This window comes from Actinomadura formosensis NBRC 14204 (genome assembly GCF_001552155.1).
Lineage (GTDB): Bacteria > Actinomycetota > Actinomycetes > Streptosporangiales > Streptosporangiaceae > Spirillospora > Spirillospora formosensis.
Map to the genome: position 1 here is coordinate 1 of NZ_BCQQ01000082.1, position 22,999 is coordinate 22,999.

Sequence of the window (22,999 nt, forward strand, 5' to 3'; positions counted from 1 at the left end):
GGCGGTCGCCATCGTGGCCTCCTTGCCGCCGACGCGGCGGCCGACGACGGCGTGCCGGCCCGCGGTCTCCTCCACCAGGACGCGGAGCACGGCGGCGTTGTCGTACAGCGGCTTCCAGCCGGCGGCGCGCAGCCGCGCGCAGTCGACGACCCACGGGTAGGCGACGTAGTGCAGGTCGGTGGCGGGCGCGGGGGTCATGCCGAGCCGGTGCAGCCGCTGCGCCATCCCGAACGTGAGGGCGGCCGGCAGTTCGAAGCTGCGCTTGCCGGTGATCTCGGCGACCTCGTCCGGGCCGAGCCAGCCCTCGCAGCCGACCGCGACGGGCCCGGTGACCGCGTCGGTGACGACGACCTCCAGGGCGGACGCGAGGTCCTCGATGTGGCAGAACTGCCAGCCGGGCGTGCTGCCCTTGACCGACAGCAGCCGGGGCGCCTCGAAGTGGCGGGTGACGACGGTGTCGATACCGGGCCCGACGAGCGCGGCGGGCCGGACGACGGTGACGTCCAGGCCGGGATGGGTGACGGGCGCGGTCGCGGCCAGTTCCTCCATCTCCAGGTAGTCGCCGGCGATGCTGGTGCTGGCCTCGGCGAGCAGCGGCGCGTCCTCGTTCAGCGGCACCTCGTTGTCCGGCCCGGCCCCGTACACCATCGCGGACGTGACGAGGACCACCCGGCGGACGCGGGCCGCCGCGGCGGCCGTGATGACCGTTTGGGCACCGCGGACGTTGTGGGTGCGGCGGTCGCGCGGGTCCACGTCCGGGGACCGCTCGATGTCCAGGTTGACGAGTACGTCGACGTCGGAGAGCCGGCCGGACAGCAGCGGATCCCGGATGTCGACGACGCGCCAGGTGACCCCGGCCACGTCGCCGCGGTGCCCGTCGATGGCGACGACCTTGCGGATCTCTTCCCGTTCGGCGAGCCGGGCGGCCAGCAGCCGTCCCGCCCCGGAGGCGGCGCCGGTGACGGCGACGACCGGGCCCTTGCTACGCCGAGGGCGAACCTTGCCCGTTGCCACGGTGCTGCCCCCTTCCTTGAGTACGCGACCTTGCCGAGACCGGCTAACGTTGCGGATATGAGCCCATCATGCATCCCAGGGGCGATCCGATGAGCGACACTCCCTTCGGCTTCAACCGTCCCGGTGACGGAGACGACAACCGGCCCCAGGATCCATTCAAGGGCATGGGCGGCGACATGGCGCAGTTCGCCGACATGCTGCACCGGTTCGCCGACATGATCGGCGCGCAGGGTGCGGGCGGCGGGGGCGGCGGCCCGCTGAACTGGGACCTGGCCAAGAACATCGCGCGGCACACGGTGGTGGAGCAGGGCGACCCGTCGGTCGTCGACGCCGAGCGCCGGCAGGTCGAGGAGGCGCTGCGCCTGGCCGACCTGTGGCTGGACGAGCGGACGACGCTGCCCGCCGGCATCCGGACACCGCAGGCGTGGAGCCGGTCCGAATGGATCGAGCAGACGCTGCCCGTGTGGGCGAAGGTGTGCGACCCGATCGCGACCCGCATGGTCGATTCCATGGGCGGGGTACTCGGCGGCGGCGAGATCCCCGCCGACATGCACGCGATGGCCGGCCCGCTGATCGGCATGGTCAAGCAGATGGCCGGCGCGATGGTCGGCGGCCAGGCCGGGCAGGCGCTCGGCGCGCTGGCCCGCGAGGTGACCGGCTCGGCCGACGTGGGCCTGCCGCTGGCGCCGGACGGCGTGGGCGCGCTGCTGCCCGCCGGCGTGGAGGCCTTCGGCGAGGGCCTGGAGGTCTCCGCCGACGAGGTCCGGCTCTACCTGGCGCTGCGGGAGGCCGCGCACCAGCGGCTCTTCATGCACGTCCCGTGGCTGCGCTCGCATCTGCTGGGCGCCGTGGAGGATTACGCGCGCGGCATCACCGTCGATCTGTCGGGTATCGAGCAGGCCGTGCAGGGGCTTGATCTGAGCAATCCGGAGGCCATCCAGGAGGCGCTCGGCGGCGAGATCCAGTTGCAGCCGGAGGAGACCCCGCAGCAGAAGGCCGCGCTGGCCCGGCTGGAGACGGCGCTCGCGCTGGTCGAGGGCTGGGTCGACACGGTCGTCAACGAGGCCGCGGAGGGGCGGCTGCCCGGTTCGGTGAAGCTGGCCGAGGCGGTGCGGCGGCGCCGCGCGACCGGCGGCCCGGCGGAGCGGACGTTCGCGACGCTGGTCGGCCTGGAGCTGCGGCCACGCCGGCTGCGGGAGGCCGCGGCGCTGTGGCGGTCGCTGACCGAGGCGCGCGGCACGCAGGGGCGGGACGCCGTCTGGGACCACCCGGACCTGCTCCCGACGGCCGACGACCTCGACGACCCGGACGGTTTCGTGCACGGACGCGACGAGATCGAGGGCCTGTCCGACCTGGACCTGTCCAACCTCACCAAGGCGCGCGAGGAGGGCGAGAAGCCCGACGAGGAGAAGCCCGACGACAAGGGGCCTGAGGACGGGCCCGGTCCAGCCGACGGCGGGCCGCGCGCATGAGCCGGCCGCGCCTGTCCCGGGTGAACGGCTGCAGCTACGAGCCCGGGTCGTCCGCGAACGCGGTCAGGCGGCGGGTCGCGCGGGCGAGCCTGTGCTGGCAGCGCCCGTTCGACCAGGAGCGGCGGCGCCGCCGCCCCGACAACTCCCGCTACCCGCGCGTCGGCCGCGCGTGATCCGGATCTCCCGGTGAGCGCCCGGTCGGTGACGCCGCTGTACGACGACGCGGTGCGGGTGCTTTCGTCGTGGCGGGCGCCCGATGGCGGGCAGGATCGGCTCCGGCGGGAGTTCCTGCGGCATCTGGAGGAGCATCCCGTGGCGGGGATGTGGCGGGAGTGCGCGGCGGGTCATCTCACCGCCAGCACCGCCGTCCTCGACGCGTCCCGGTCGCGTGTGCTGCTGACCCTGCACGCGAAGGTGAAGGCGTGGCTGCAGCTCGGCGGGCACTGTGAGCCGGGCGATGTGACGCTCGCGGACGCGGCGTTGCGGGAGGCGACGGAGGAGTCGGGGATCGGGGGCCTGCGGCTGCTGCCCGAGCCCGTTCGGCTGGACCGGCATGCGGTCCGCTGCCATCCGCGGGGCAGCTGGCATCTGGACGTCCAGTACGTCGCGATCGCTCCGGACGGTGCCCGGCACGCGGTGTCGGACGAGTCGGACGATCTTCGCTGGTTCCCCGTGGACGATCTTCCCGAGTCCGCCGATGACGCCGTCCGGCGGCTGGTGGCGCGGGCGGTGCCGGCGCGCGGCTGACGCCGTCAAATGCCGAGCGGGTGGCCTTCCAGCAGGGCGCGGGTGTTCTCCCAGCCTTCCAGGCCCGGGTCGAGGAAGCGCAGGTCGGCGGCGGTGCGCAGGCGGTGCCAGCCGGGGCCCTGCGGCATCGCCCCGGGGCGCGGTGCGGCGGCGCGCAGCCGGGCCAGGGCGTCCGGGGTGTCGAGATCGACATCGTGCAGGGCGGTGGCGAGCCAGTCCGGCAGCGGGAGCCGCGCGGCGAGCGCGACGAGGCCGTGCGCGCCCGTCCCGCCCTCGGCCTGGCAGGCGGCGGAGGGGGCGCTGCCGAGGGCGCGGAACAGCTTGCCGATCAGCAGCGGCGGCAGGTCGGGGGCGTCCGGTGCGATCAGCGCGGCGGACCCGGCGCCGAGCGCGTGCAGGGCCGCGAACGCGCCGGCGAGCGTCGCCTCCCGGACGATCGGTGTGCCGGGCCAGGTGACGGCCTCGGCGTCCGGCTGGTCGGGCGGGTGGAGGACGAGCGCGGGCGTCACCAGTTCGAGCCCGGCGACGGCCTCGTAGGTGTCCTCCAGCAGCGCGAGCCGGAACTCGTCGGGGTCGATCCCGGGCGGGGCGTGCGCCTGCCGGGGCGGGAACGCCAGCACCGCGGCGAAGCGGGACGTTCCCGGCACCCGGTCGGGGACGCCGGTCACCCGGCGGCCTCGTGCGGGAACTCGTCCCCGGGGTGCAGGCCGTCGCCGTGGTGGACGCCGGTGATCTCGTCGTCGGGTGTGTCCGCTTCGAGCGGCAGGTGCGCGGCGGCGGCGACGCCCTCCAGGTAGCCGCGGGCGCGGTCGGCCTTCGGGTAGTTGCCGACCAGTTCCCAGAAGTCGGCGCCGTGTCCGGGGATGAGCAGGTGCGCCAGCTCGTGCACGAGGACGTAGTCGACGACCCAGCCGGGCATGCCGCGCAGCCGAGTGGACAGCCGGATCGTGCGGTCGTCCGGGGTGCAGGAGCCCCAGCGGGTGCGCTGGTTGGCGACCCAGCGGACGCTGACGGGGTCGGCGCGGCCGTCCAGGTAGCGGCGGGACAGCTCACGGGCGCGCGACTGCAGGTCGGCGTCGGTGGGCCGGCGGCGGCGTTCGCGCTCCTCCAGGCGTTCCAGGATGGTCGCGATCCACTGTTCCTCTTCGGCCTTCGTCAGCCTGGACGGCACCATCACCACCACCTTGTCGCCGTCGCGGTAGGCGGACACGGTGCGCCTGCGCCTGCTGCTGCGACGGACCTCAACGTTAGGGGGCACGCTCGAACCGTACTCGAAATTTTGCGTCCACCAAAAGGGGTGTTTGATGTTCCCGCAGGTCAGCACCTATGTTTTGACCGACTCCGGGGGCTTTGCGGAAATCCCCGCGACCGGTGGAGGCGGCTTCACTCGCCGGTGAATTCGGGGCTGCGCCTGTCCTGCCGGGCGGCCAGTCCTTCGAGCATGTCCTTGGACGACATCGTGACCGGCTGCGCGAGCGATTCCCAGCGCAGCGCCGATTCCATGTCGGCGTGGCCGCCGTTCGCGAGCGCGACCTTGGTGAGCCGCGTCGCGATCGGCGCCTGCGCGGCGATCTTCGCGGCGACGGTGAGGGCCTCGTCCAGTACCCGCTCGCGCGGGACGGCCCGGTTGACCAATCCGTGCGCCGCCGCCTCGGCGCCGGTGAGGACGCGTCCGGCCAGCAGCATCTCGCGGGCCAGCGGCAGGCCCGCCACCTCGGGGAACAGCCAGGTCGCGGCCATGCCGGGGTGCAGGCCGAGGGCGGTGAACGGGGCGAGCAGCTTGGCGTCGTCCGCCGCGTAGCGCAGGTCGCAGGCCAGCGCGAGGCACAGCCCGGCACCGACGGCGTGCCCGTTGACGGCGGCGATCGTCGGCACCTCAAGGCCGCGGATCAAAAGCCATGTCCGGTAGAACTCCAGCATCCGGTCGCGCAGCGGCGGGACGGCGACGGAACCCGTATCGGCCAGCCAGGAGAGGTTGCCGCCGGAACTGAACGCGCTTCCGGCGCCGGTCACCACGACGCAGCGGAGCCCGGTGTCGGCGCGCAGGTCCGCCATGGCCGTCCGCCACGCGGCGGTGATCTCGTCCGACATCGCGTTGCGGCGGCCGGGGTCGTTCAGGGTGAGGACGGCGATCCCGTCGGGACGGCGTTCGGCCAGCAGCACATCGGCGGACTCTCCGGACATGGCCCGCACGCTACCGAATGCTGCTCGGCATGGGGCCGCCCACCCCCGCCCTCCCCGTGAGAAAGCGCACACTTACAATATTTGTGCAGGTCAAAGAAGTGCGCCGGGGGCGGGGCCGACGATAGTTGCGGATGGTTGTGGCGTAAACGACAGTCGATCACCGACAATGTACGGCGTGAGCGATCTCCCCCGCCGCGCGGTGACGCGGTCAGCAAAGCTTGCGTCCCTCCCCATCGGCTTCGCGGGACGCACCGCCCTCGGCGTCGGGAAGCGGACCTTCGGCAAGCCGGCCGAGGCCGTCGCGATGGAGATCCAGGCGCGGACCGCCGAGCAGCTTTTCAAGGTGCTGGGCGAGCTCAAGGGCGGGGCGATGAAGCTCGGCCAGATGCTGTCGATCTTCGAGGCCGCGCTGCCGCCGGAGATCGCCGGCCCGTACCGGGCCACGCTGACCAGGCTGCAGGAGGCCGCTCCCCCGCTGCCCGCGTCGACCGTCCACGCGGTGCTGGAGGAGTTCCTCGGCGCGGACTGGCGCGACTACTTCGACTCGTTCGACGACCGGCCGGCCGCCGCCGCGTCCATCGGCCAGGTGCACCGCGCCGTCTGGCACGACGGCCGGGCCGTCGCGGTGAAGGTGCAGTATCCGGGCGCCGGCAAGGCGCTGATCAGCGACTTCAACCAGCTCGCCCGGCTCGGCCGGCTGTTCGGCGTCCTGATGCCGGGGCTGGACGTCAAGGCGATGCTCGCCGAGCTGAAGGAGCGGGTGGTCGAGGAGCTCGACTACACGATCGAGGCCGAGTCCCAGACGATCTTCCGGAACGCCTATCTGGACGACCCCGACTTCTCCATTCCCGAGGTCATCGCGCAGTCCGGCAACGTCCTGATCACCGAATGGATGGACGGCACCGCCCTCTCGAAGATCATCAGCGAGGGCGACCAGGAGACCCGCGACCACGCGGCGCTGCTGTACTGCCGGTTCCTGCTGTCCGGGCCGAAGCGGTCGGGGATGCTGCACGGCGATCCGCATCCCGGCAACTTCCGGCTGCTGGAGGACGGCCGGCTCGGCGTTCTCGACTTCGGCGCGGTCGACCGCATCCCGGGCGGCTTCCAGCGGCGGCTCGGGCTGCTGCTGCGCATCGGCACGATGGCCGACATCGACGAGATCGAGGAGGCGCTGCGCCGGGAGGACTTCATCCGGGACGGGGTGGAGGTCGACGCCGAGTCGCTGCAGGCGTTCCTGGCGCCGATCACCGAGCCGTTCGTCACCGAGACGTTCAAGTTCAACCGGGAGTGGCTGCGGGACATGGCCGCCCGCGTCACCGACCTGCATCCGTCGAACGTCGTCCGGCAGCTGAACCTGCCGCCCGAGTACGTGATCATCCACCGGGTGCTGTCGGCGGGCACCGGCGTGCTGTGCCAGCTGGAGTGCGAGATCCCGGCCCGCGCCGAGTCGCTGAAGTGGGTGCCGGGCTTCGCCGACGACGAGGACGGCGAGCTCGTCACCGGCTGACCGGAGGATTTCGGGGCCCCGCGCATTGATGAGGTGCGCGGGGCCCCGCTGTTCGCGCGCCCGGCGAAGTGGGGCACCGGACGCGCTCCACACCCGCCGGGAGGCCCGCCGTCCGCCAAACCATCCAAGAAGGACGGACGGCGGCCTGCGACCGCACGGGTTCTCGGCTTGCTCCCCACGCCCTGACCGGCACCACGCCCCTGACCGGCACCGGGCCGCCGGAGCGGTGACGGTCAGCCGTGGTGACGGTCAGCCGTGGTGACGCGGCTTCGGGGTGTGGGCGTAGGTCTCCCCGGGCGTGGTCGGGGCGAGCAGGACGCGCCGCACGCGGGACGCCCGCGTCCGGGCGTCGCGGCGGGCGCGGCGCAGCACCCGCACGCGGGCGGCCAGCTCGTCCGGCACGGCCGCCGGTATTCGTTCTCTGGACAGGTCCTGGCTGAGCAACATCATCTCGTTCTCTCCGGCGGCCCGGAGGCGCGGTCCCAGCGCGGGGATCACACCTCCGGGGTCGATTCGGCCGAGCATGCCGGACATCACACGGTCACTTCGTCCGGGCGCGGGTGCTTGCGCGGGCGGCCACGGGGCCGCTTGCGCGGGACGATCACACCGCGCACGAAGAGCTCACCGCCCCAGACGCCCCAGGGCTCCTGGCGCTCAAGCGCGCCGGCGAGGCACTCCTTGCGCAGCGGGCACTCCAGGCACAGGGCCTTGGCGAGCTCGACGTCGGCGGGAGCCTCGGCGAAGAACAGCTCCGGGTCGGTCCGGCACGGAAGCGTGAGGTCCTCCTCGCTGATCGCGAGTGCCCCCGGCATCACAGTCACCCTTGTTCCTCTCGTTGGTTCTCAACGGATGTGTCGGTGGGTTGTCTGGGCAAACAAGAAGGCCGCGGATCCGGTGTCTGGATCCGCGGCCTGGGGGCTTGCCGGTTGTCTTGCTAGACCGGTCGCCTCCAGGGGTACGGACCCGACACGCCACCCTTGGCGGTGGCGCCCGTGTGGGCCGTGGCCGGAGCCGGGACGCTCAGGTCCTCGATGAGGTGTTCGAAGACACTGCGTCCCTGGTCGTCCTGGATTCGCTGCTCAACACGCAGATCGCGCAGATCCACGCCCTGCCACATGCGCAGCCGTCCGCCGGGGGCCTGGAAATAGGCGCCGGGCATGGAGATGCGCGACATCGAGGCGCCAGGGCATGCGGCGGTCCAGGACGACGCGAGTTTGTTCAACGTGTTGCTCACCGGACTGCACACCACCTTCCTGGCTCCTCGGGCCGGGGCCGGCGGATTCAAGATCCACACGGTCGGCCGGTTGATCGCTCGCATTGAGCGTACGGGGACCTCGCCGAATCAAGCAAGATATTTTTGACCTGCGGTTTCGTGGGTGACTTCACCCTTTTCCCGGGGAACCCGCGCCTTCTCCGCGGCGTCGGAGCTCACGGGAGTCCCCCGGGAAACGATCATCTCATGCCGTGGGGCCGCGGATCGGTCGTTTCCGCGCACGGCGGCGGCCGCGACGCCGGGCGGGCCCTTGTCGGGGCGGGCCGCCCGGCGTCGCGGCCGCTCAGGTCACCGGGTCCCGAGCAGGCTGGACGCCGGTACCCGGGTCGCCACCGGCGGCAGCTGCGTGGCCTGCCCGGCGGCGGCCGGCCGGGTCGCCATCGCGGCGGCGTTCGCGGGTCCCCTGGTGTCGAGCGCCGATGGGGGGTTCTGCGCGAACGGCTGGATGTCGCCGACGCACACCGTGCCCGCGGGCGGCAGCGCGCCGCTGACGAGGTAGCCGTCGACGGCCTTCGTCACGCACGCGGAGGTGCCGTAGGCGGTGTGCCCCCAACTGTTGCTGGACAGCAGCCGGCTGTTGGGCAGCAGCCTGCTGGACGACACCGCCTCGTTGTAGTTCGTGGCCGGGTCGTAGTAGTTCCCGACGAACAGGACGGGAGCGTTCGTCCGCCGATTGAAGGGGCCGGTGTAGGCGTCCTCGTCGCGGACCTTCCAGGAGTCGCCGGCGCACTGGACGCTGCTCCAGCCCCACGCCCGCCCGAAGTAGGGCGCGCGCTTGTCGGCCGCCGCCGTCAGCCCGGGCCAGCTCCCGGCCTTCTTCGGGTGCCGGCCGTCGGTGCAGGTGACACCGCTGAACGCATCAAGGTCGTTGAAGTAGGGGAAGTCCTTGGCGGTGATCTTCCCGGCGGCGTCCCGCTGCCGCCGGACCTCGGCGCGGCGCTCGGCGATGCGGGCGGCGAGCGTCTTGCGCGCCGCGGCGGCCTGCGCCGCCGTCGAGGCGGGCGAGGTCGCCTTCCACAGGTCGGTGGCGTCCGAGTCGATGTACATGTAGCCGTCCGGGGCGTACAGATCGCCGAGCATGGCGCCGACGAAGTCGGCGTAGGTGACCTTCGTGCCACCGATGTCGGCGGGCTTCGCCTTCAGCCGCTTGGCGAGGACGTCGAAGTTCTTGACGGGATCGCCGTACGCCGCGAACGCGCACTTCGTCTTGCCCGCCTTGCCGCAGCGGACGAGGATCTCCTTCAGTGCCTTGTAGGCTCCGTCGGCGGACCGCAGCCGCTCGTCGAGGATCTGGTTCCCGGTCTTGGGGGTGCCGACCCAGGAGACCGGGTTGATGACACCGTCCACGGCCACGGCGCGCAGCCGGTCGGGGAACATGCCGGCGTAGTACTGGCCGAGCGCCGTGCCATAGCTGAAGCCCAGGTAGGACAGTTTCTTGTCGCCGACCGCGCGGCGCAGGACGTCCATGTCACGCGCCGCCTCGGCGGTGGACATCGCGCCCGCCAGCTTCTTGCCGGTGGTGGAGCAGCCCTTGCCGAGCGCCTTCGCGGACTTGATGTAGGCCGATTCCTGCTTCGCGCCGACGGGGAACGCCACATTCATCCCGGCCAGCGCGAGCGCCTGGTCCCTGGTGGACCTGAAGCAGGCGACGTTGTCGCTGAAGCCGATGCCGCGCGGGTCGAAGCCGACGATGTCGAAGCGGTCGAGGACGTCCGCGCCGAGGAAGTACGGCGCCGCGTATGCCAGGGCGGTGCCCTGGCCGCCGGGTCCGCCCGGGTTGACGAACAGGCTGCCGATCCGCTTCTTGGCGTTGCGGGCCTTCAACCGCAGGACGGCGATCTCGGTGGTCGCACCCTTCGGGGCGTCGTAGTCCAAGGGCAGCCGGACGGTCGCGCATTCGGCGGTTTCGTAGCACTTGTACCAGGCGAGTTTCGGGGTGGGCACGCGGTCGACGCGCGTGCCCTCGGCCGGGCTCGTCGCGGCGGCGGCGGACGCGGCCCGGACGCCGGGGGCGCCGGGATCGGCGAAGGCGGTGACGGACACGACCGGCACGAGCGTCGCACCGGCGACGCCGACCGCGAGAATCCTGTGCCTAAAGCGCATGCAGTTCCCTTCCGGGAGCAGTGTCTTCTCCGCGTAAAGATGCGGAATGGTCCACTGATTCTTGTGCTGCACCGCTCGTCACGTGATCCACCCGGCGGACCGCTCATGCGGTTTCGTAGATCATTCCCAGGAAGGATTGACGCGCGCCGCCATCGCCGGATCGCCAGGCCCGGCCGTCGTCGCGTACGACGCGCGCACGACGGCCCCGGACGCCGAGGCCGCACCCGGGGGCCTGTCCTATACCGGTCAGGCGTCGGCGACCCGGATCAGACCCTCCTGCATGACGGAGACGACCAGCTCCCCGTCCCGGGTGAACACCTGGCCGCGGGCGAGGCCGCGGGCGCCGCCGGCGAACGGCGTGTCCTGGTAGTACAGCAGCCAGTCGTCGGCGCGGAACGGCCGGTGGAACCACATCGCGTGGTCGAGGCTCGCGCCCATCGTCCGCTTGTCGCCCCAGGCGAGGCCGTGGTTCAGCAGGACGGTGTCGAGCAGCGTCATGTCCGAGGCGTACGTCATGAGGCAGACGTGCAGCAGCGGGTCGTCCGGCAGTTCGCCGTCCACTTTCAGCCACACCTTCGACTCGGGGGTGGCAAGGGACGGGTCCCTCGCCGCCTCCCAGGTCAGCGGCGTCGCATGCCGGATGTCGAACGGGCGGTAAGTGACGAACTCGCGGGCGCCGGCCTCGCCGAAGATGGGCGCCAGCCGGGTCAGGCCGTCCGGCAGCGATTCGGGCGCCGGGGCGTCCGGCATCTCCGCCTGGTGGGACGGGCCGTCCTCGACGATCTGGAACGACGCCGAGAGCGTGAAGATCGCCTTGCCGTGCTGGATCGCCGTGACGCGGCGGGTGGTGAACGAGCGTCCGTCCCGGACCCGGTCGACGGTGTAGACGATCGGGACGAGCGGGTCGCCCGGCCGGATGAAGTAGGCGTGCAGGGAGTGCACGGGCCGGTTCGCGGGGACGGTGCGCCCGGCGGCGACGAGCGCCTGCCCGGCCACCTGGCCCCCGAAGACACGCTGCCGCCGCTCCTCGGGGCTGCGGCCGCGGAAGATGTCGTTCTCGATCTGTTCGAGGTCGAGCAGGTCCAGCAGGGCCTTCAGCGGTTCCTTCACGGCGGCCAGTATTCCCTGTCGGCATTTGTGACCGCGGTCTCACCCATGGGTCAGTATCCGCACAGGCTCAGGACGGCGTCGCCGTACCGGTCGAGCTTCACCTTCCCGACGCCGGGGATGCGGGCGAGGTCCTCCAGCGACTCGGGGCAGTGCTCGGCGATCGCCTGCAGGGTCGCGTCGGTGAACACCACGTAGGCGGGGATCTTCTGCTCGGCCGCCGTCTCGGCGCGCCACTCCTTGAGCGCGATGAGGAGTTCCTCGTTCAGCGCGGACGGGCAGTCCTCGCAGCGGCCGAGCTTGCGTTCGACGGCGGCGGTCAGCGGGCGCCCGCATACCCGGCACGGCTGCGGCCCCTTGGCGGGGCGCCGCTTCGCCCGGTCGGCACGGGGCTGCGTGTGCGTGGTGGTCTTGCCGGTCAGGCCGTCCAGGAACCGGGACGGGCGGCGGCTCCGCGCTCCTCCGGGCGAGCGCGCCAGCGCCCACGACAGCGCCAGATGGACGCGGGCCCGCGTCACGCCGACGTACAGCAGGCGGCGTTCCTCCTCGATCTGCGCGGGCGTCTTCGCGTAGATGATCGGCAGTGTGCCCTCGGCCAGGCCGGTGAGGAACACGGCGTCCCATTCCAGGCCCTTGGCGGCGTGCAGCGATGCCAGCGTGACGCCCTCCAGCGGCGGCGCGTGCTGCGCGGCGGCGCGCTCCTCCAGTTCGGCGACGAAATCGGTGAGCCCGGCCTTCGGGTTGTCGGCGGCCATGTCCTCGGCGAGCTGGGCGAGCGCGGCGAGCGACTCCCAGCGCGCGCGGGCCGCCCCCGCGCCCTCGGGCGGCCGGTCGGAGAACCCGGCCCCGGACAGGACGTGCCGGACGGTCTGGATCAGCCCCATCCCCTCGGTCTCGGCGTCGGCGCCCGCCCGCGCCGCGCCGCGCAGCCGGACCACCGCCTCGCGCACCTCGGGCCGCTCGAAGAACCGCTCCGCGCCCCGCAGGACGTACGGGACGTCCGCCGCCGCCAGCGCCGACTCGTAGGTCTCGGACTGCGCGTTGATCCGGAACAGGATCGCGATCTCGCGCGCCGGCACCCCCTCGTCGATCAGCTTGCGGGCCTGCCGCGCGACGTCGTCGGCCTCGGCGATCTCGTCGTCGTACTCGTTGAACACCGGCTCGGGCCCGTCCGCGCGCTGGGCGATCAGCTCCAGCGCATACCCGTTGAGGGGACGACCCCCCAGACCCTCCGGCAAAGACGGCGTGGGACGGCTCCCCCTCGCCTGCCCGATCACCCCGTTGGCCAGCCGGACGACCTGCGGCGTCGACCGGTAGTCGCGGACGAGCCTGATCACCTTCGCGTCCGGATGCTCGCGGGTAAAGTCGAGCAGGTGGGACGGGGACGCCCCGGTGAACGAGTAGATCGTCTGGTTGGGGTCGCCGACGACGCACAGGTCGTCGCGGTCGCCGAGCCAGGTGTCGAGCAGCATCTTCTGCAGCGGGTTGACGTCCTGGAACTCGTCGACGACGAAGTACCGGTACTGCTCGCGGACCTGGTTCGCGACCTCCCGGTGCTCGCTGAGGACGGCCGCGGTCAGCTCCAGCATCCCCTCGAAGTCGAGCAGGTTGCGCTCGCGCCTGAGCTGCTCGTACATCGCGTAGACGCGGGCGACGTCCACGATCTCGGCGGGCGGCCTGCGCCCGGCCCTGGCGACCGCGGCCGGGTAGTCCTCGGGGCGGTGCTGGGTGACCTTCGCCCATTCGATCTCGCTCGCGAGGTCGCGCAGCTCCGTCCGCGCGAACGACAGCCGGCACGCGCGCGCGGCGTCCGCGACCAGCCCGATCTTCGAGTCGATGATCTTGGGCGGTTCGCCGCCGACGACGCGCGGCCAGAAGTAGCCGAGCTGCCGCAGCGCCGCCGCGTGGAACGTCCGGGCCTGCACGCCGGGCGCGCCGAGCTGCCGCAGCCGGCTGCGCAGCTCGCCCGCCGCCCGTGTGGTGAACGTCACGGCGAGCACCCGCTGCGGCGTCACCACGCCGGTCAGCGTCGCGTAGGCGATCCGATGCGTGATGGCCCTGGTCTTGCCCGTCCCGGCGCCCGCGAGCACGCACACCGGCCCTTTCACCGCCTCGGCGACCGCCCGCTGTTCGGGGTCGAGTCCCTCCAGCACCGACTCAGCCAACATGCCCCCATACTCGCAGCCCGTCCCACCTGTATCAGCCTGCACGCCAACTGTGGACAACCTGGAATGCGGAGAAGATGTCTACTGTTCTTCAGGAGACACTGATCGTCCGAACGAACGAGGAGACGACGAGGCGATGGCGACCCCTTCGACCGACCGGGGTGCGGGCTCGACCGGCCAGCTCACCATGTACACGACGTCCTGGTGCGGGGTCTGCCGCCGGCTGAAGAGCCAGCTCGCCCGCGACGGCATTGAGATGGTCGAGGTCGACATCGAGCGCGACCCGGCGGCCGCCGACTTCGTCATGAGCGTCAACGGCGGGAACCGGACGGTGCCGACGGTCATGATCGACAACGAGATCGTCCTCACCAACCCCAGCGCGAAGGAAGTGAAGCGCCACCTGGCGACGCTCGCGAAGGAGCGCTGAGGACGAAGGGCCCGCCGGTCATCGGGCCGGCGGGCCTTCGCATGTGTCAGAACGGGGGCATGCCGGGGAGTTCGTCGCCGTACCAGCGCATGATGAGCTGCGCGGCGATGGACAGCGGACCGGGTGCCACGATCTCCCCGGCCTCGACGGCGGCGCGCAGTTCGCCGCGGGTGTACCAGGCGGCGTCCACGATCTCCTCCGGGTCGGGGCGCAGCGGAACGCCGCCGTCGGTCCGGGCGGTGAAGCCGAGCATGAGGCTCTGCGGCAGCGGCCACGGCTGGCTGCCGAGGTAGCGGACGTCCCGGACGGGCAGCCCGACCTCCTCCAGCACCTCCCGCGCGACGGCCTGTTCGAGGGACTCTCCCGGCTCGACGAAGCCGGCGAGGATCGAGCGGCGGTCGGCGGGCCACTGCGGGCCGCGGGCCAGCAGGATGCGGTCGGCCTCGTCCGTCACCAGCATGATCACGGCCGGGTCGACGCGGGGGAAGTGCTGGGAGCCGTCCTCGGGGCAGACGCGGACGTGCCCGGCCGACGTCACCCGGGTCGGGGCGCCGCAGCGCGGGCAGTGCCGGTGGGTGCCGTGCCAGTACTCCAGCGCGACGGCATGGGTGAGCAGGCCGGAGTCCCGGTCGCCGAGGAGGGCGCCGACGCGGCGGAGCCCGGCCGGCTGCGCCCCCTCGATGACGGGCAGCGGGCCGGACACCCCGAAGTAGGCGGCGCCGTCCTCGTCGACGCCGAGGAGCCAGCGGTCACCGTCCGGCGCCCGGTCCGGCGGGACGAGGACGAGTGCGGGGGCCGGCTCGTAGGCCACGAGCGAACGTCCGTCCTGGACGACCACGACCCGGGTCTTCGGATCGCTCCAGGTCGCGTCCAGCCAGGCGTCGTCGCGGCGGTTCACCGCGACCCGGTCGAGCGTTCCGCGCGCGAGCGCCAGCCACTCCAGCGGTGCCTCGGTCACTTGTGCTCCTCTCCGCCCATGTCAGCGCAGCGCGGTGGCGAGTTCTTCCCACAGGTACGCGGCGGCCTCGGCACCCTTGAGCAGGAGCGGGATCTCGACCTTCTCGTTGGGGGCGTGGATGCGGTCGCCGTTCAGCCCGACCGCGACGAAGATCAGCGGCGCCTCCAGGATGTCGGCGAGGTCGGCCTCGGGGCCGCTGCCGCCCTCACGGGTGAACAGCACATCGGTGCCGAACGCCCGCTCCATCGCGCGCCGTGCGGCGGCGACGCCGGGCGAGCCGATCGGCGAGAAGCACGGCCGGACGCCGCCGCCCGGGACGCGGACCTCGGCGTCCACCCCGGGCGGGGTGTGCTCGGCGACCCACGCCTTGAACGACTCCTGCACCTTGCGCGGGTCCTGGCCGCCGACGAGCCGGAACGAGATCTTGGCGTGCGCGTCGCTGGGCACGATCGTCTTGCCGCCCGGCCCGTCGTGCCCGCCCCACATGCCGTTGATCTCGGCGGTCGGGCGCGCCCAGATCCGTTCGAGGGTCGTGTAGCCCTTCTCGCCGTACGCGGCGCGGCTCTCACCGGCGGTGCGCAGCCATTCCTCCTCGTCGAACGGGAGGCGCGCGAACAGTTCGCGTTCCTCGTCGGTCAGCGGGACGACGTCGTCGTAGAAGCCGGGGAGGGTGACGCGTCCGTCGGCGTCGTGCAGGGCGGCGAGCAGCGCGGCCATCGCGTGCAGCGGGTTCGGGACGGCGCCGCCGAACGAGCCGGAGTGCAGGTCGGTGGACGGGCCGCGCAGCGTGACCTCGGCCTCGGTGAGACCGCGCATCCCGGTGCACATGGACGGGACGTCCGCCGCCCACATCGTGGTGTCGCTGATGACGATCGCGTCGCAGGCGAGCCGGTCGCGGCGGGTGCGGAGCAGGTCGGCGAAGTGCACCGAGCCCGACTCCTCCTCGCCCTCCACCAGCAGCTTGATGGTCACGGGCGGGGCCTGCCGGCCGGACGCGGCGAGCAGGGCGCGGATGCCGAGCGTGTGGAAGAAGATCTGCCCCTTGTCGTCGGACGAGCCGCGGCCGATGAGCAGGTCGCCCTTCTCGACGGGCTCGAACGGGTCGGTCTCCCATTCCTCCAGCGGCTCGACCGGCTGGACGTCGTGGTGTCCGTAGACGACGACGGTGGGGGCGTCCGGGTCGTCGGCGGGCCATTCGCCGAAGACGGTGGGCAGCCCGCCGGTCTCCCAGATCTCGACGGTCGGGAAGCCCTGGTCGCGCAGGTGGGCGGCGAGCCAGTCGGCCGACCGGCGGACGTCGGCGGCGTGGCCGGGGTCGCCGGAGATGGACGGGATCGTCAGCCATTCCTTGAGGTCGGCGATGAACCGGGCCCGCTCGGCCTGGATATAGGCGACTACGTCGTTCACCCGCATGCCCCTTTGCATGTGTGTCCTGTCGTACTTTGTGCACCGGCACCCAAGGCCGTCACCTGCGCTCCGGCGGCCGGGACGTGAGTCTTGGACGCCGTACGCACGGGCAGTGAGCTTACATTTGGTGTCAGCATCGTGTTAGAGGGGAAGCAGCCGTGATCCTTATCGACCCGCCGCTGTGGCCCGCGCGTGGCCGTATCTGGTCACACATGGTGAGCGACGTGTCGTATGAGGAGCTGCACCTGTTCGCCGCGGATCTGGGGATGCCGCCGCGGGCGTTCGAGCGCGACCACTACGACGTCCCGTCCGAGCTGTACGAGGCCGCGTTGCTCCAGGGGGCGGTGGCCGTCGGCTGCCAAGAGCTGCTCTTGCGGCTCACCCGGGCGGGGTTGCGGTGCCGCAAGGAGTACAGCCCGCGCCTGCGTTAGGCGTTCGCGTTAGGCATCGCGTTAGGCGTTGAGGAGCATCAGCTCCGTCCGGATGTTGTCGCGTGCGCGTTCTTCGTAGCGGTCGCGGGCGACGGGGGTGTGGAACAGCCTGGGCAGTTTCAGCAGGCCGTTGAGCACTTCGGCCCGTCCCGCACGGAAGAACTCCTCGGGGACGAACGCGTACTCCTCCCGGACGGCGGCGGCGTAGGCGGCGTACTGGTCGGGGCCTGCGCCGAGGATGGCGAGGTCCGCGTCGCACAGGACCTGGCCGTTGCGGTCGTCTTCGTCCGGCGCGTGCGCGGCGGTCAGCTCGACCAGCCGGACGACCTCCTCGACATCGGTTTCGCGCAGGTCGGTGTCGGCGAGCATCCGGACGGCGAGGCGGGCGCTGCGCTCCTCGTTGTCGGCGCGCTGGGGGTCGTAGACGGCGTCGTGGAACCAGGCGGCGAGCCGCACGAGGTCGGGGGCGGCGGCATGGCCGGCCAGTTCGTCCACAAGGTCGAGGACGGCGGTCAGATGCGCCCGGGTGTGGTAGCGGCGGTGCGGCTCGCCGTAGCGCTCATCCAGTTCCGTCCCGATATGCCGGGTGTGAGGCCCCGCGAGCGCGACCCACCGGTCGACAAGATCCATGGCCCCATCCTGACGGATCACCGGAGAGCCGGGCCACGCGATGCCGCCGTCCTTGCGCACGCGAGACCGCCCGGCACTATGATGATCAACGCGAGTTAGGCAAGCCTTACCTCATTCACTGGAAGGGCCGGTTGTGGCCGCCTCTCTCTACTTGGTCGCCGGGAAGGCGACCGACTCGGTGACGCACGGACTCCTGCCCGCCGCCGCGCGCCTCGGCCTCGACGTGACGCTGCTGACCGACCGTCCCGCCGCCCACCGCGCCGGCGGGCACGCCTTCGACGGGCCGGTCGTCGAGTGCGACGTCTCCGACTTCCGGGACATCGTCCCCCACATCGGCCGCGAGCCCGCGGCCGTCTTCTCCAACAGCGACTTCCTGCAGGTGCCCGCCGCGCTGGCGGCCGCCTATTTCGGCCTGCCCGGCAAGGACTGGCGGGCGGCGGCCCGCGCGAAGAACAAGGCCCTCATGCGCCGGCACCTGGCGCCGATCGACCCGGTCTTCTCGGCGGACGCGCAGCGGGTACCGGAGGACGCGCCGTATCCGCTCGTCCTCAAGCCGCGTGAGGGTGTCGCCAGCGAGGACGTGTTCCTGGTCGAGGACGCCCGGGAACTGGCCGCCCGCGTCGGCGAGATCTCGGCACGGCGGGACGATCCACTGGTCGCGGAGGAGTACCTGCCGGGGCGTCTCCACACGTTGGAGACGCTGGGCGACGGGCGGGAACGACGCGTGCTGGGCTCGTTCCGCACCACCCTTTCGCCGCCGCCCTTCTTCGTGGAGGAGCGCCTTGAGTGGGCGGAGCCGCCCCCAGAGACGTCCCAGGTGTTGCGCCAGTTGGACGCGCTGGGCATCGGGTTCGGGGCGTGCCACACCGAGTTCGTCGTCCATGAGGGCCGTGCCCGGATCATCGAGGTCAACTACCGGCTGATCGGCGACCACTGTGACTTTCTGTTGGCCGACCTGCTGGGCGTTCCGCTCTTCGAGCAGATTCTGCGGGTTCACTTGGGTGAGCCTCTGCCCGATCCGCCGGTCCCTCGGCCGCGGCACGCCATCGCGGAGCCGGTCATCGCCGACCGCTCCGGCACGCTCACCGCCGCGCCCGGCCCACTGCTCATGGAGGACGGCCCGGTGCGGCTGTCCTACCGGCCTCAGCGCGCGGTGGGAGATTCCGTCGCCGTCACCCGCACCAACCGCGACTACCTGGGCACCGTGCGGGCGATCGGTCCCGGGCCGGAGGAGGTCGAGGCCGCACTGGCGCGCTTCCGCGCCGCCCACGACTGGACGATCGCGTGACCGGCGACATCGAGGGTCCGCTGGCGGCCCGCGTCCTGGACGCGCTCCTGCGCGAGGACTACGCGGGCTTACGGCGCTTCGTGCGGGACCGGACACTGGAGCTGCCGGGCCGTTCCGTGCGGCTCCTGCGGGCACGTCCGGTCTTCCTCTCCGAACTCGTCGTCGACCCTGGGCAGGGTCTCCGGCTGAGGGACGTCTTCCAAGCAGTCCGTGCGGTGGCCGATCCGCGTGACGACACGGCGGCCTTCGAGCGCGAGTGCCTGGACGCGCTGGCGGCCGTGACGCTGCGCTCCGACGCACGCCCGGCCGTACACCGGCGGCTGGCCCGCATCCCGGACGGGCTGCGCCGGGGTCCCGGCACGTTCTACGAAACGCTCGCGGCCTACGGCGACCATCCGGTACATCCGGCCGGCCAGGGCCGCACCGGCCTCTCCATGGCCGATCTGAGCCGCTACGCCCCCGAGTTCGCGCCGTCGTTCCCGCTGCGGTGGGCGTCGGTCCGGGATCCGGTGCTCTCCGGGCGGCTCCCCGGCTGGTGGCCCCGCCCGTCCGACGTGGGGCTGGAGTCGGCCGGCGCGCTGTTCCCCGTCCATCCGCTGACGGTCCGGCGGGTGCGCGAGCAGCCCGGCGCGGACCTCGCGCCCGGCCCGTATCTGCGGGCCGGGCCGACCCTGTCCATGCGCACCGTGGTCGTCGCGCCGCTCGCCCATCTGAAGATGCCGCTGCCGACCAGCACGCTGGGCCTCCGCAACCGGCGGACCATCATGCCGGGCACGCTCGCGGACGGCGCGCTGGTCGAACGCATCCTGCGCGAGGTCCTCGCGTGCGAACCGGGGCTTCCCGTCCTTCTCGCCGACGAGCAGACCTACGGGCACACCGACGACCCGCTTCTCGCGTACATGGTGCGGCGTTTTCCTGCGGAGACGGCGCGCGCGCACATCGTCCCGGTGGCGGCGCTGCTCGCCGCTGCTCCCGATGGGGGCCACGTCATCGAGCGCTGGGACGTGGAAGAACTCTTCGGCGCCTACCTGTCGGCGTTGTTCGCCTGGAACGTCACGCTGTTCCGCTATGGCATCGCGCTGGAGGCGCATCAGCAGAACGTCGCTCTCGTCTTGGACGACGCCGCCCCGCTCCGCCTCCTCATCAAGGACAACGACGGCGCGCTGATCGACCCGGCACGGCTCCGAGAGCACCTCAGCCCGTCCCCCGGTACGGACCCGCGCGACCTCATCGACCGCAGGATGACGACCGGCGACCCCGAGGCCCTCGCCCGCGTGTTCGTCACCATCACGCTGCACCTGTGCGCCGCCGCGCCCGCACTGGGACTGGACGAACGCGGCCTGCTCCCCTGGCGCACCGGGCTCACGATGATCCGCGAGCGGCTGGACGCGGCGCTCGGGCCGGGCGAGGCGTTCCTGCGCTCCCGCACGCTGGACGCCGGCGCCCTGCCGGGCAAGGCCATGGTCACCGCCGGAACCCTCGTCGACAAGGCGAGGACCGGCGCGGCCGACATCAACAAGCACTACGGCCCGCCAGGGCCCAACTACCTACGGGACGCGACGTGCTTTTGACCGGACCGGCCGTCACGGCCGACGACGCCACCTCGACCGCGCTGCTCAACTGCCTGATCCGGGAGGTCTGCGCGCCCGAGCAGCAGGTGTGGCCGGACGGCGGCCACCTCGTGGCCCGGCTGCCCCGCGCAGGCGTCGTCCTGCGGACGGGCTTGAGCCGGCCCCCGGTCGGTCCCACCTACCGCCTGGTACCGCCGTATGAGGAGCGGCGCGGAGACGAGTGGATCGCGGCTTCCTGGGACAGGCTGGCGAACCTTGTCGCGGGGGAACTGGAACTCGCGACCGGCCGCCCCAACCCCGAGTTCCTCGCCCAGGTGGACAACAGCCACACCGCGTTGACCGCCATCATCGCCGCCAGGGGCGAACCCCCGGACGACCGGTACATCGCCTCAGAACAGGCTCTCATCGCGGGCCATCGCTTCCACCCCTCCCCGAAGTCGCGGCAGGGGTCGCCAGGCGACTGGCTCCGGTACGCGCCTGAGACCGGGGCACGTTTCCGTCCGCGCTGGCTGGCCGTGCCGGAAGACCTCATCGCCGAGGAAGGCGCACCGGAGGCGTTCACGGCCCTGTCGTCGTACGGACCGCCCGCGCCGCCCGGCCGAAAGTCGCTCCCCGTCCATCCGTGGCAGTACTCCCTGCTGGCGGACGAACCCGTCCTTCGGAGGGCGCTGGCGCAGGGCCTCGTGCTCGACCTCGGCCCGTCCGGCGTCGAAGCGATCCCGACCTCTTCCGTCCGGACGGCGTATCTGCCGGACGCGGACGTGTTCTGCAAGTTCAGCCTGGACGTGCGCATCACCAACTGCGTGCGCAAGAACGCCTGGTACGAACTGGCCGGCGCGATCACCCTCAACGCGTTGCTGCAACCCATCTTCGAGAAGCTGGACGCGACCTTCCTCGCAGAGCCCGCCTACCGCAGCATCGCGCTCCCCGACCGCCGCCTCTACGAGGGGCTGGGCGTGATCCTGCGCCAAGGAGTCACCCCCCTCCCCGGCACACCGCTCCTGGCCGGCGCCCTGGCCGACCCCTACAGCACGTTCCTCGCCGGCCTGCCCGCCCTCTCGACCCCGGAGAGCGCCCAAGCATGGTGGGACGCCTACGTGGGCCAGGTAGCACCACCCGTCCTGAGCGCCTATCTGGACTACGGCATAGTCCTTGAACCGCACCTCCAGAACGTTCTCGTCTGCGTCGACGCAACGGGGATGCCCGTCCACGCCGCGTTCCGCGACCTCGAAGGCACCAAGCTGACCGCGGGCCGCTGGGACCTGGCACACGTCCCACCCCGCGTGGCCGAAAGCCTCACCTATGCGCCCGACCGAGGCTGGAACCGCGTCGTCTACTGCCTCCTCGTCAACCACCTCACCGAGATCGCAGCCGCCGTGGCGGACCTCCACCCGCCCTTGGAGCAGGCTCTATGGCAGATCGCGCGAGGGCACTTCACCGCCCACGACCATCACCCGCAGGTAAGGGCACTGCTGGCCGGCGTCCCGTTGCCCGCCAAGGCGAACCTCCGCACGCGCTGGTCCCGCATGGCCGACCGTGGCGCCGCCTACGTCCCGGCCCCGAACCCGCTCGCCGCGCCCCGACCGCTATGAACGAACTCGCCCTGAGCCTCGACGCCTACCCGGCCTACATCTACGACCTGCCCGGCCTGGAAAACCACATCAAGGCCATCCGCACGGCCTTGGGCGGCACAGAGTTGTTCTACGCCGCGAAGGCCAACCCGGACGCCGAGATACTCCGTACCTTGGCGCCCCATGTGGACGGCATAGAGGTGTCCTCGGGCGGCGAACTGACTCACGTCCGCGAAACCCTGCCGGGCAAGCCGGTCGCTTTCGGCGGCCCGGGCAAGACACCCGAAGAACTGCGCCTGGCCCACAACGCCACCCGAATCCACGTGGAAAGCCCGACCGAACTCGCGCGCCTGGTCGCCCTGGGCCGCTCCGCCGAGATCCTCCTCCGCGCGAACCTCCCCCTGAAGACCCCGAACGCCGCCCTCACCATGAGCGGCCCCTTCGGCATGGACGAGGACGCCCTCAACGAATGCGCCCGCCTCATAGCCGGGAACCCCCGCCTCACCCTCCGGGGCGTGCACGCCCACCTCGCCTCCGGCCTGGACGCCCCCACCATGCTCGACCTGGCCCACCGGATCGCCGAATGGGCGATTCCCTGGCTGAACACCCGTGGTGCAGAAGAACCCGAACTGAACGTGGGCGGCGGCATGGCCGTCGACTACGCCTCCCCCGAAGCCCTCTTCGACTGGCACGCCTACGGAACGGGCCTGGCCTCCATCCCCGCCAGGATCCGCATCGAACCCGGTCGCGCCATCACCGCTTATCACGGCTGGTACGTCACCGACGTCCTCGATGTGAAGACGATCCGGGGCGAGACCTACGTCATCCTCCGCGGCGGCACCCACCACCTAAGAACCCCGGTCACGAAAGGCCACGACCAGCCCTTCGAAGTCCTCACCGCAACCGGCTCGGAGAGCCCGGCCACACTCGTAGGTCAGTTGTGCACCCCGAAAGACGTCTTCGCCCGCGATGTCCTCGTCCCGCCCCTGACCCCAGGCGACGTCGTCGCGTTCACCATGGCCGGCGCCTACGCCTGGAACATCTCCCACCACGACTTCCTGATGCACCCGAAACCGGCCTTCCACTACCTGCGCTGACAGCCGGGACGGAGATGTAGAGCCTGCCCGCCGCTCTGGACGCCGGC

The 22,999-nt window shown here is 71.9% G+C and carries 23 protein-coding genes; 10 read left to right on the forward strand and 13 right to left on the reverse strand.

What is annotated here, in order from left to right; all coding sequences use genetic code 11:
* Positions 1–1,014: NAD-dependent epimerase/dehydratase family protein (locus AF1_RS20880; protein WP_067801775.1), on the reverse strand; the 1,014-nt coding region annotated here is incomplete at its 3' end.
* A gap of 89 nt (positions 1,015–1,103) precedes the next feature.
* Here AF1_RS20880 and AF1_RS20885 point away from each other — a divergent pair.
* Genes AF1_RS20885 through AF1_RS20890 form a run of 3 tightly spaced genes read left to right on the forward strand, consistent with a single transcriptional unit; the run spans position 1,104 to position 3,233 of the window.
* Positions 1,104–2,486 carry a zinc-dependent metalloprotease gene (locus AF1_RS20885; protein WP_067801784.1) on the forward strand — a complete coding sequence of 461 codons (1,383 nt, stop codon included), beginning with the start codon at positions 1,104–1,106 and terminating at the stop codon, positions 2,484–2,486.
* Positions 2,483–2,659, forward strand: a complete 177-nt coding sequence (locus AF1_RS34675; RefSeq protein ID WP_157419259.1) for a hypothetical protein — start codon at positions 2,483–2,485, stop codon at positions 2,657–2,659. The genes AF1_RS20885 and AF1_RS34675 overlap by 4 nt, the downstream gene beginning before the upstream one ends.
* 13 nt (positions 2,660–2,672) lie before the next feature.
* Positions 2,673–3,233: an NUDIX hydrolase gene (locus tag AF1_RS20890; RefSeq protein ID WP_242608866.1), complete on the forward strand. Its 561-nt coding sequence runs from the start codon at positions 2,673–2,675 to the stop codon at positions 3,231–3,233.
* A gap of 5 nt (positions 3,234–3,238) precedes the next feature.
* Here the strand turns inward: AF1_RS20890 and AF1_RS20895 are convergent, their stop codons facing one another.
* The 3 genes from AF1_RS20895 to AF1_RS20905 all read right to left on the reverse strand — a co-directional run bounded on the left by AF1_RS20895 (position 3,239) and on the right by AF1_RS20905 (position 5,417).
* Complete coding sequence (locus AF1_RS20895) at positions 3,239–3,901, reverse strand: hypothetical protein (RefSeq protein ID WP_242608865.1); 663 nt, start codon at positions 3,899–3,901, stop codon at positions 3,239–3,241.
* Positions 3,898–4,443 (reverse strand): M48 metallopeptidase family protein, encoded by a 546-nt coding sequence (locus AF1_RS20900; RefSeq protein ID WP_084263175.1) that lies wholly within the window; start codon positions 4,441–4,443, stop codon positions 3,898–3,900. The genes AF1_RS20895 and AF1_RS20900 overlap by 4 nt, the downstream gene beginning before the upstream one ends.
* Positions 4,444–4,616: 173 nt before the next feature.
* Positions 4,617–5,417, reverse strand: coding sequence for an enoyl-CoA hydratase/isomerase family protein (locus AF1_RS20905; RefSeq protein WP_067801786.1), 801 nt, complete (start codon positions 5,415–5,417; stop codon positions 4,617–4,619).
* Positions 5,418–5,592: 175 nt separating this feature from the next.
* Between AF1_RS20905 and AF1_RS20910 the strand changes: the two genes are divergently transcribed.
* Positions 5,593–6,924, forward strand: coding sequence for an ABC1 kinase family protein (locus tag AF1_RS20910; RefSeq protein WP_067801863.1), 1,332 nt, complete (start codon positions 5,593–5,595; stop codon positions 6,922–6,924).
* Positions 6,925–7,173: 249 nt separating this feature from the next.
* Here the strand turns inward: AF1_RS20910 and AF1_RS20915 are convergent, their stop codons facing one another.
* The 6 genes from AF1_RS20915 to AF1_RS20945 form a co-directional block, all read right to left on the reverse strand.
* Positions 7,174–7,449, reverse strand: coding sequence for a hypothetical protein (locus AF1_RS20915; RefSeq protein ID WP_131732708.1), 276 nt, complete (start codon positions 7,447–7,449; stop codon positions 7,174–7,176).
* An 8-nt stretch (positions 7,450–7,457) separates the two neighbouring features.
* Complete coding sequence (locus AF1_RS20920) at positions 7,458–7,736, reverse strand: WhiB family transcriptional regulator (protein ID WP_067801790.1); 279 nt, start codon at positions 7,734–7,736, stop codon at positions 7,458–7,460.
* Between the two features lie 122 nt (positions 7,737–7,858).
* The gene (locus tag AF1_RS20925) at positions 7,859–8,158 is read right to left on the reverse strand and encodes a hypothetical protein (protein ID WP_131732707.1); all 300 of its coding nucleotides are present in this window, start codon (positions 8,156–8,158) and stop codon (positions 7,859–7,861) included.
* A gap of 327 nt (positions 8,159–8,485) precedes the next feature.
* Complete coding sequence (locus AF1_RS20935) at positions 8,486–10,300, reverse strand: alpha/beta hydrolase (protein ID WP_067801866.1); 1,815 nt, start codon at positions 10,298–10,300, stop codon at positions 8,486–8,488.
* A 246-nt stretch (positions 10,301–10,546) separates the two neighbouring features.
* The gene (gene tesB, locus AF1_RS20940; protein ID WP_067801808.1) at positions 10,547–11,410 is read right to left on the reverse strand and encodes an acyl-CoA thioesterase II; all 864 of its coding nucleotides are present in this window, start codon (positions 11,408–11,410) and stop codon (positions 10,547–10,549) included.
* A 50-nt stretch (positions 11,411–11,460) separates the two neighbouring features.
* Positions 11,461–13,575: an ATP-dependent DNA helicase UvrD2 gene (locus AF1_RS20945; RefSeq protein WP_067801811.1), complete on the reverse strand. Its 2,115-nt coding sequence runs from the start codon at positions 13,573–13,575 to the stop codon at positions 11,461–11,463.
* Between the two features lie 133 nt (positions 13,576–13,708).
* On the opposite strand from AF1_RS20945, the gene AF1_RS20950 reads away from it, so the two are divergent.
* A complete protein-coding gene (locus AF1_RS20950) occupies positions 13,709–13,999 on the forward strand; it encodes a mycoredoxin (protein ID WP_067801813.1) in 291 nt (96 codons plus the stop codon).
* Positions 14,000–14,045: 46 nt separating this feature from the next.
* Here the strand turns inward: AF1_RS20950 and nudC are convergent, their stop codons facing one another.
* Positions 14,046–14,957 carry an NAD(+) diphosphatase gene (gene nudC / locus AF1_RS20955; protein ID WP_084263176.1) on the reverse strand — a complete coding sequence of 304 codons (912 nt, stop codon included), beginning with the start codon at positions 14,955–14,957 and terminating at the stop codon, positions 14,046–14,048.
* A gap of 21 nt (positions 14,958–14,978) precedes the next feature.
* A complete protein-coding gene (locus tag AF1_RS20960) occupies positions 14,979–16,364 on the reverse strand; it encodes a dipeptidase (protein WP_242608863.1) in 1,386 nt (461 codons plus the stop codon).
* 158 nt (positions 16,365–16,522) lie between these two features.
* Between AF1_RS20960 and AF1_RS20965 the strand changes: the two genes are divergently transcribed.
* Complete coding sequence (locus AF1_RS20965) at positions 16,523–16,795, forward strand: DUF4031 domain-containing protein (RefSeq protein WP_067801818.1); 273 nt, start codon at positions 16,523–16,525, stop codon at positions 16,793–16,795.
* A gap of 21 nt (positions 16,796–16,816) precedes the next feature.
* Here the strand turns inward: AF1_RS20965 and AF1_RS20970 are convergent, their stop codons facing one another.
* Positions 16,817–17,425 (reverse strand): HD domain-containing protein, encoded by a 609-nt coding sequence (locus AF1_RS20970; protein WP_067801824.1) that lies wholly within the window; start codon positions 17,423–17,425, stop codon positions 16,817–16,819.
* A 178-nt stretch (positions 17,426–17,603) separates the two neighbouring features.
* Between AF1_RS20970 and AF1_RS20975 the strand changes: the two genes are divergently transcribed.
* Genes AF1_RS20975 through AF1_RS20990 form a run of 4 tightly spaced genes read left to right on the forward strand, consistent with a single transcriptional unit; the run spans position 17,604 to position 22,952 of the window.
* Positions 17,604–18,713, forward strand: coding sequence for an ATP-grasp domain-containing protein (locus AF1_RS20975; RefSeq protein ID WP_242608862.1), 1,110 nt, complete (start codon positions 17,604–17,606; stop codon positions 18,711–18,713).
* On the forward strand, positions 18,710–20,284 hold the full coding sequence (locus AF1_RS20980) for an IucA/IucC family protein (protein WP_131732706.1): 1,575 nt from the start codon (positions 18,710–18,712) through the stop codon (positions 20,282–20,284). Before AF1_RS20975 ends, AF1_RS20980 begins: the two co-directional genes overlap by 4 nt.
* The gene (locus AF1_RS20985) at positions 20,275–21,876 is read left to right on the forward strand and encodes an IucA/IucC family protein (RefSeq protein WP_067801834.1); all 1,602 of its coding nucleotides are present in this window, start codon (positions 20,275–20,277) and stop codon (positions 21,874–21,876) included. Before AF1_RS20980 ends, AF1_RS20985 begins: the two co-directional genes overlap by 10 nt.
* The gene (locus tag AF1_RS20990) at positions 21,873–22,952 is read left to right on the forward strand and encodes an alanine racemase (protein ID WP_067801837.1); all 1,080 of its coding nucleotides are present in this window, start codon (positions 21,873–21,875) and stop codon (positions 22,950–22,952) included. Before AF1_RS20985 ends, AF1_RS20990 begins: the two co-directional genes overlap by 4 nt.
* Positions 22,953–22,999 lie beyond the last annotated feature (47 nt).

What these genes read in the sequence shown, in the direction of transcription:
- AF1_RS20905 (WP_067801786.1), bottom strand. Translation starts at nt 5,417, where the DNA reads ATGTCCGGAGAGTCCGCCGATGTGCTGCTGGCCGAACGCCGTCCCGAC.
- AF1_RS34675 (WP_157419259.1), top strand. Translation starts at nt 2,483, where the DNA reads ATGAGCCGGCCGCGCCTGTCCCGGGTGAACGGCTGCAGCTACGAGCCC.
- AF1_RS20920 (WP_067801790.1), bottom strand. Translation starts at nt 7,736, where the DNA reads ATGCCGGGGGCACTCGCGATCAGCGAGGAGGACCTCACGCTTCCGTGC.
- AF1_RS20885 (WP_067801784.1), top strand. Translation starts at nt 1,104, where the DNA reads ATGAGCGACACTCCCTTCGGCTTCAACCGTCCCGGTGACGGAGACGAC.
- AF1_RS20915 (WP_131732708.1), bottom strand. Translation starts at nt 7,449, where the DNA reads ATGCTCGGCCGAATCGACCCCGGAGGTGTGATCCCCGCGCTGGGACCG.
- AF1_RS20990 (WP_067801837.1), top strand. Translation starts at nt 21,873, where the DNA reads ATGAACGAACTCGCCCTGAGCCTCGACGCCTACCCGGCCTACATCTAC.
- AF1_RS20935 (WP_067801866.1), bottom strand. Translation starts at nt 10,300, where the DNA reads ATGCGCTTTAGGCACAGGATTCTCGCGGTCGGCGTCGCCGGTGCGACG.
- AF1_RS20945 (WP_067801811.1), bottom strand. Translation starts at nt 13,575, where the DNA reads ATGTTGGCTGAGTCGGTGCTGGAGGGACTCGACCCCGAACAGCGGGCG.
- AF1_RS20950 (WP_067801813.1), top strand. Translation starts at nt 13,709, where the DNA reads ATGGCGACCCCTTCGACCGACCGGGGTGCGGGCTCGACCGGCCAGCTC.
- AF1_RS20970 (WP_067801824.1), bottom strand. Translation starts at nt 17,425, where the DNA reads ATGGATCTTGTCGACCGGTGGGTCGCGCTCGCGGGGCCTCACACCCGG.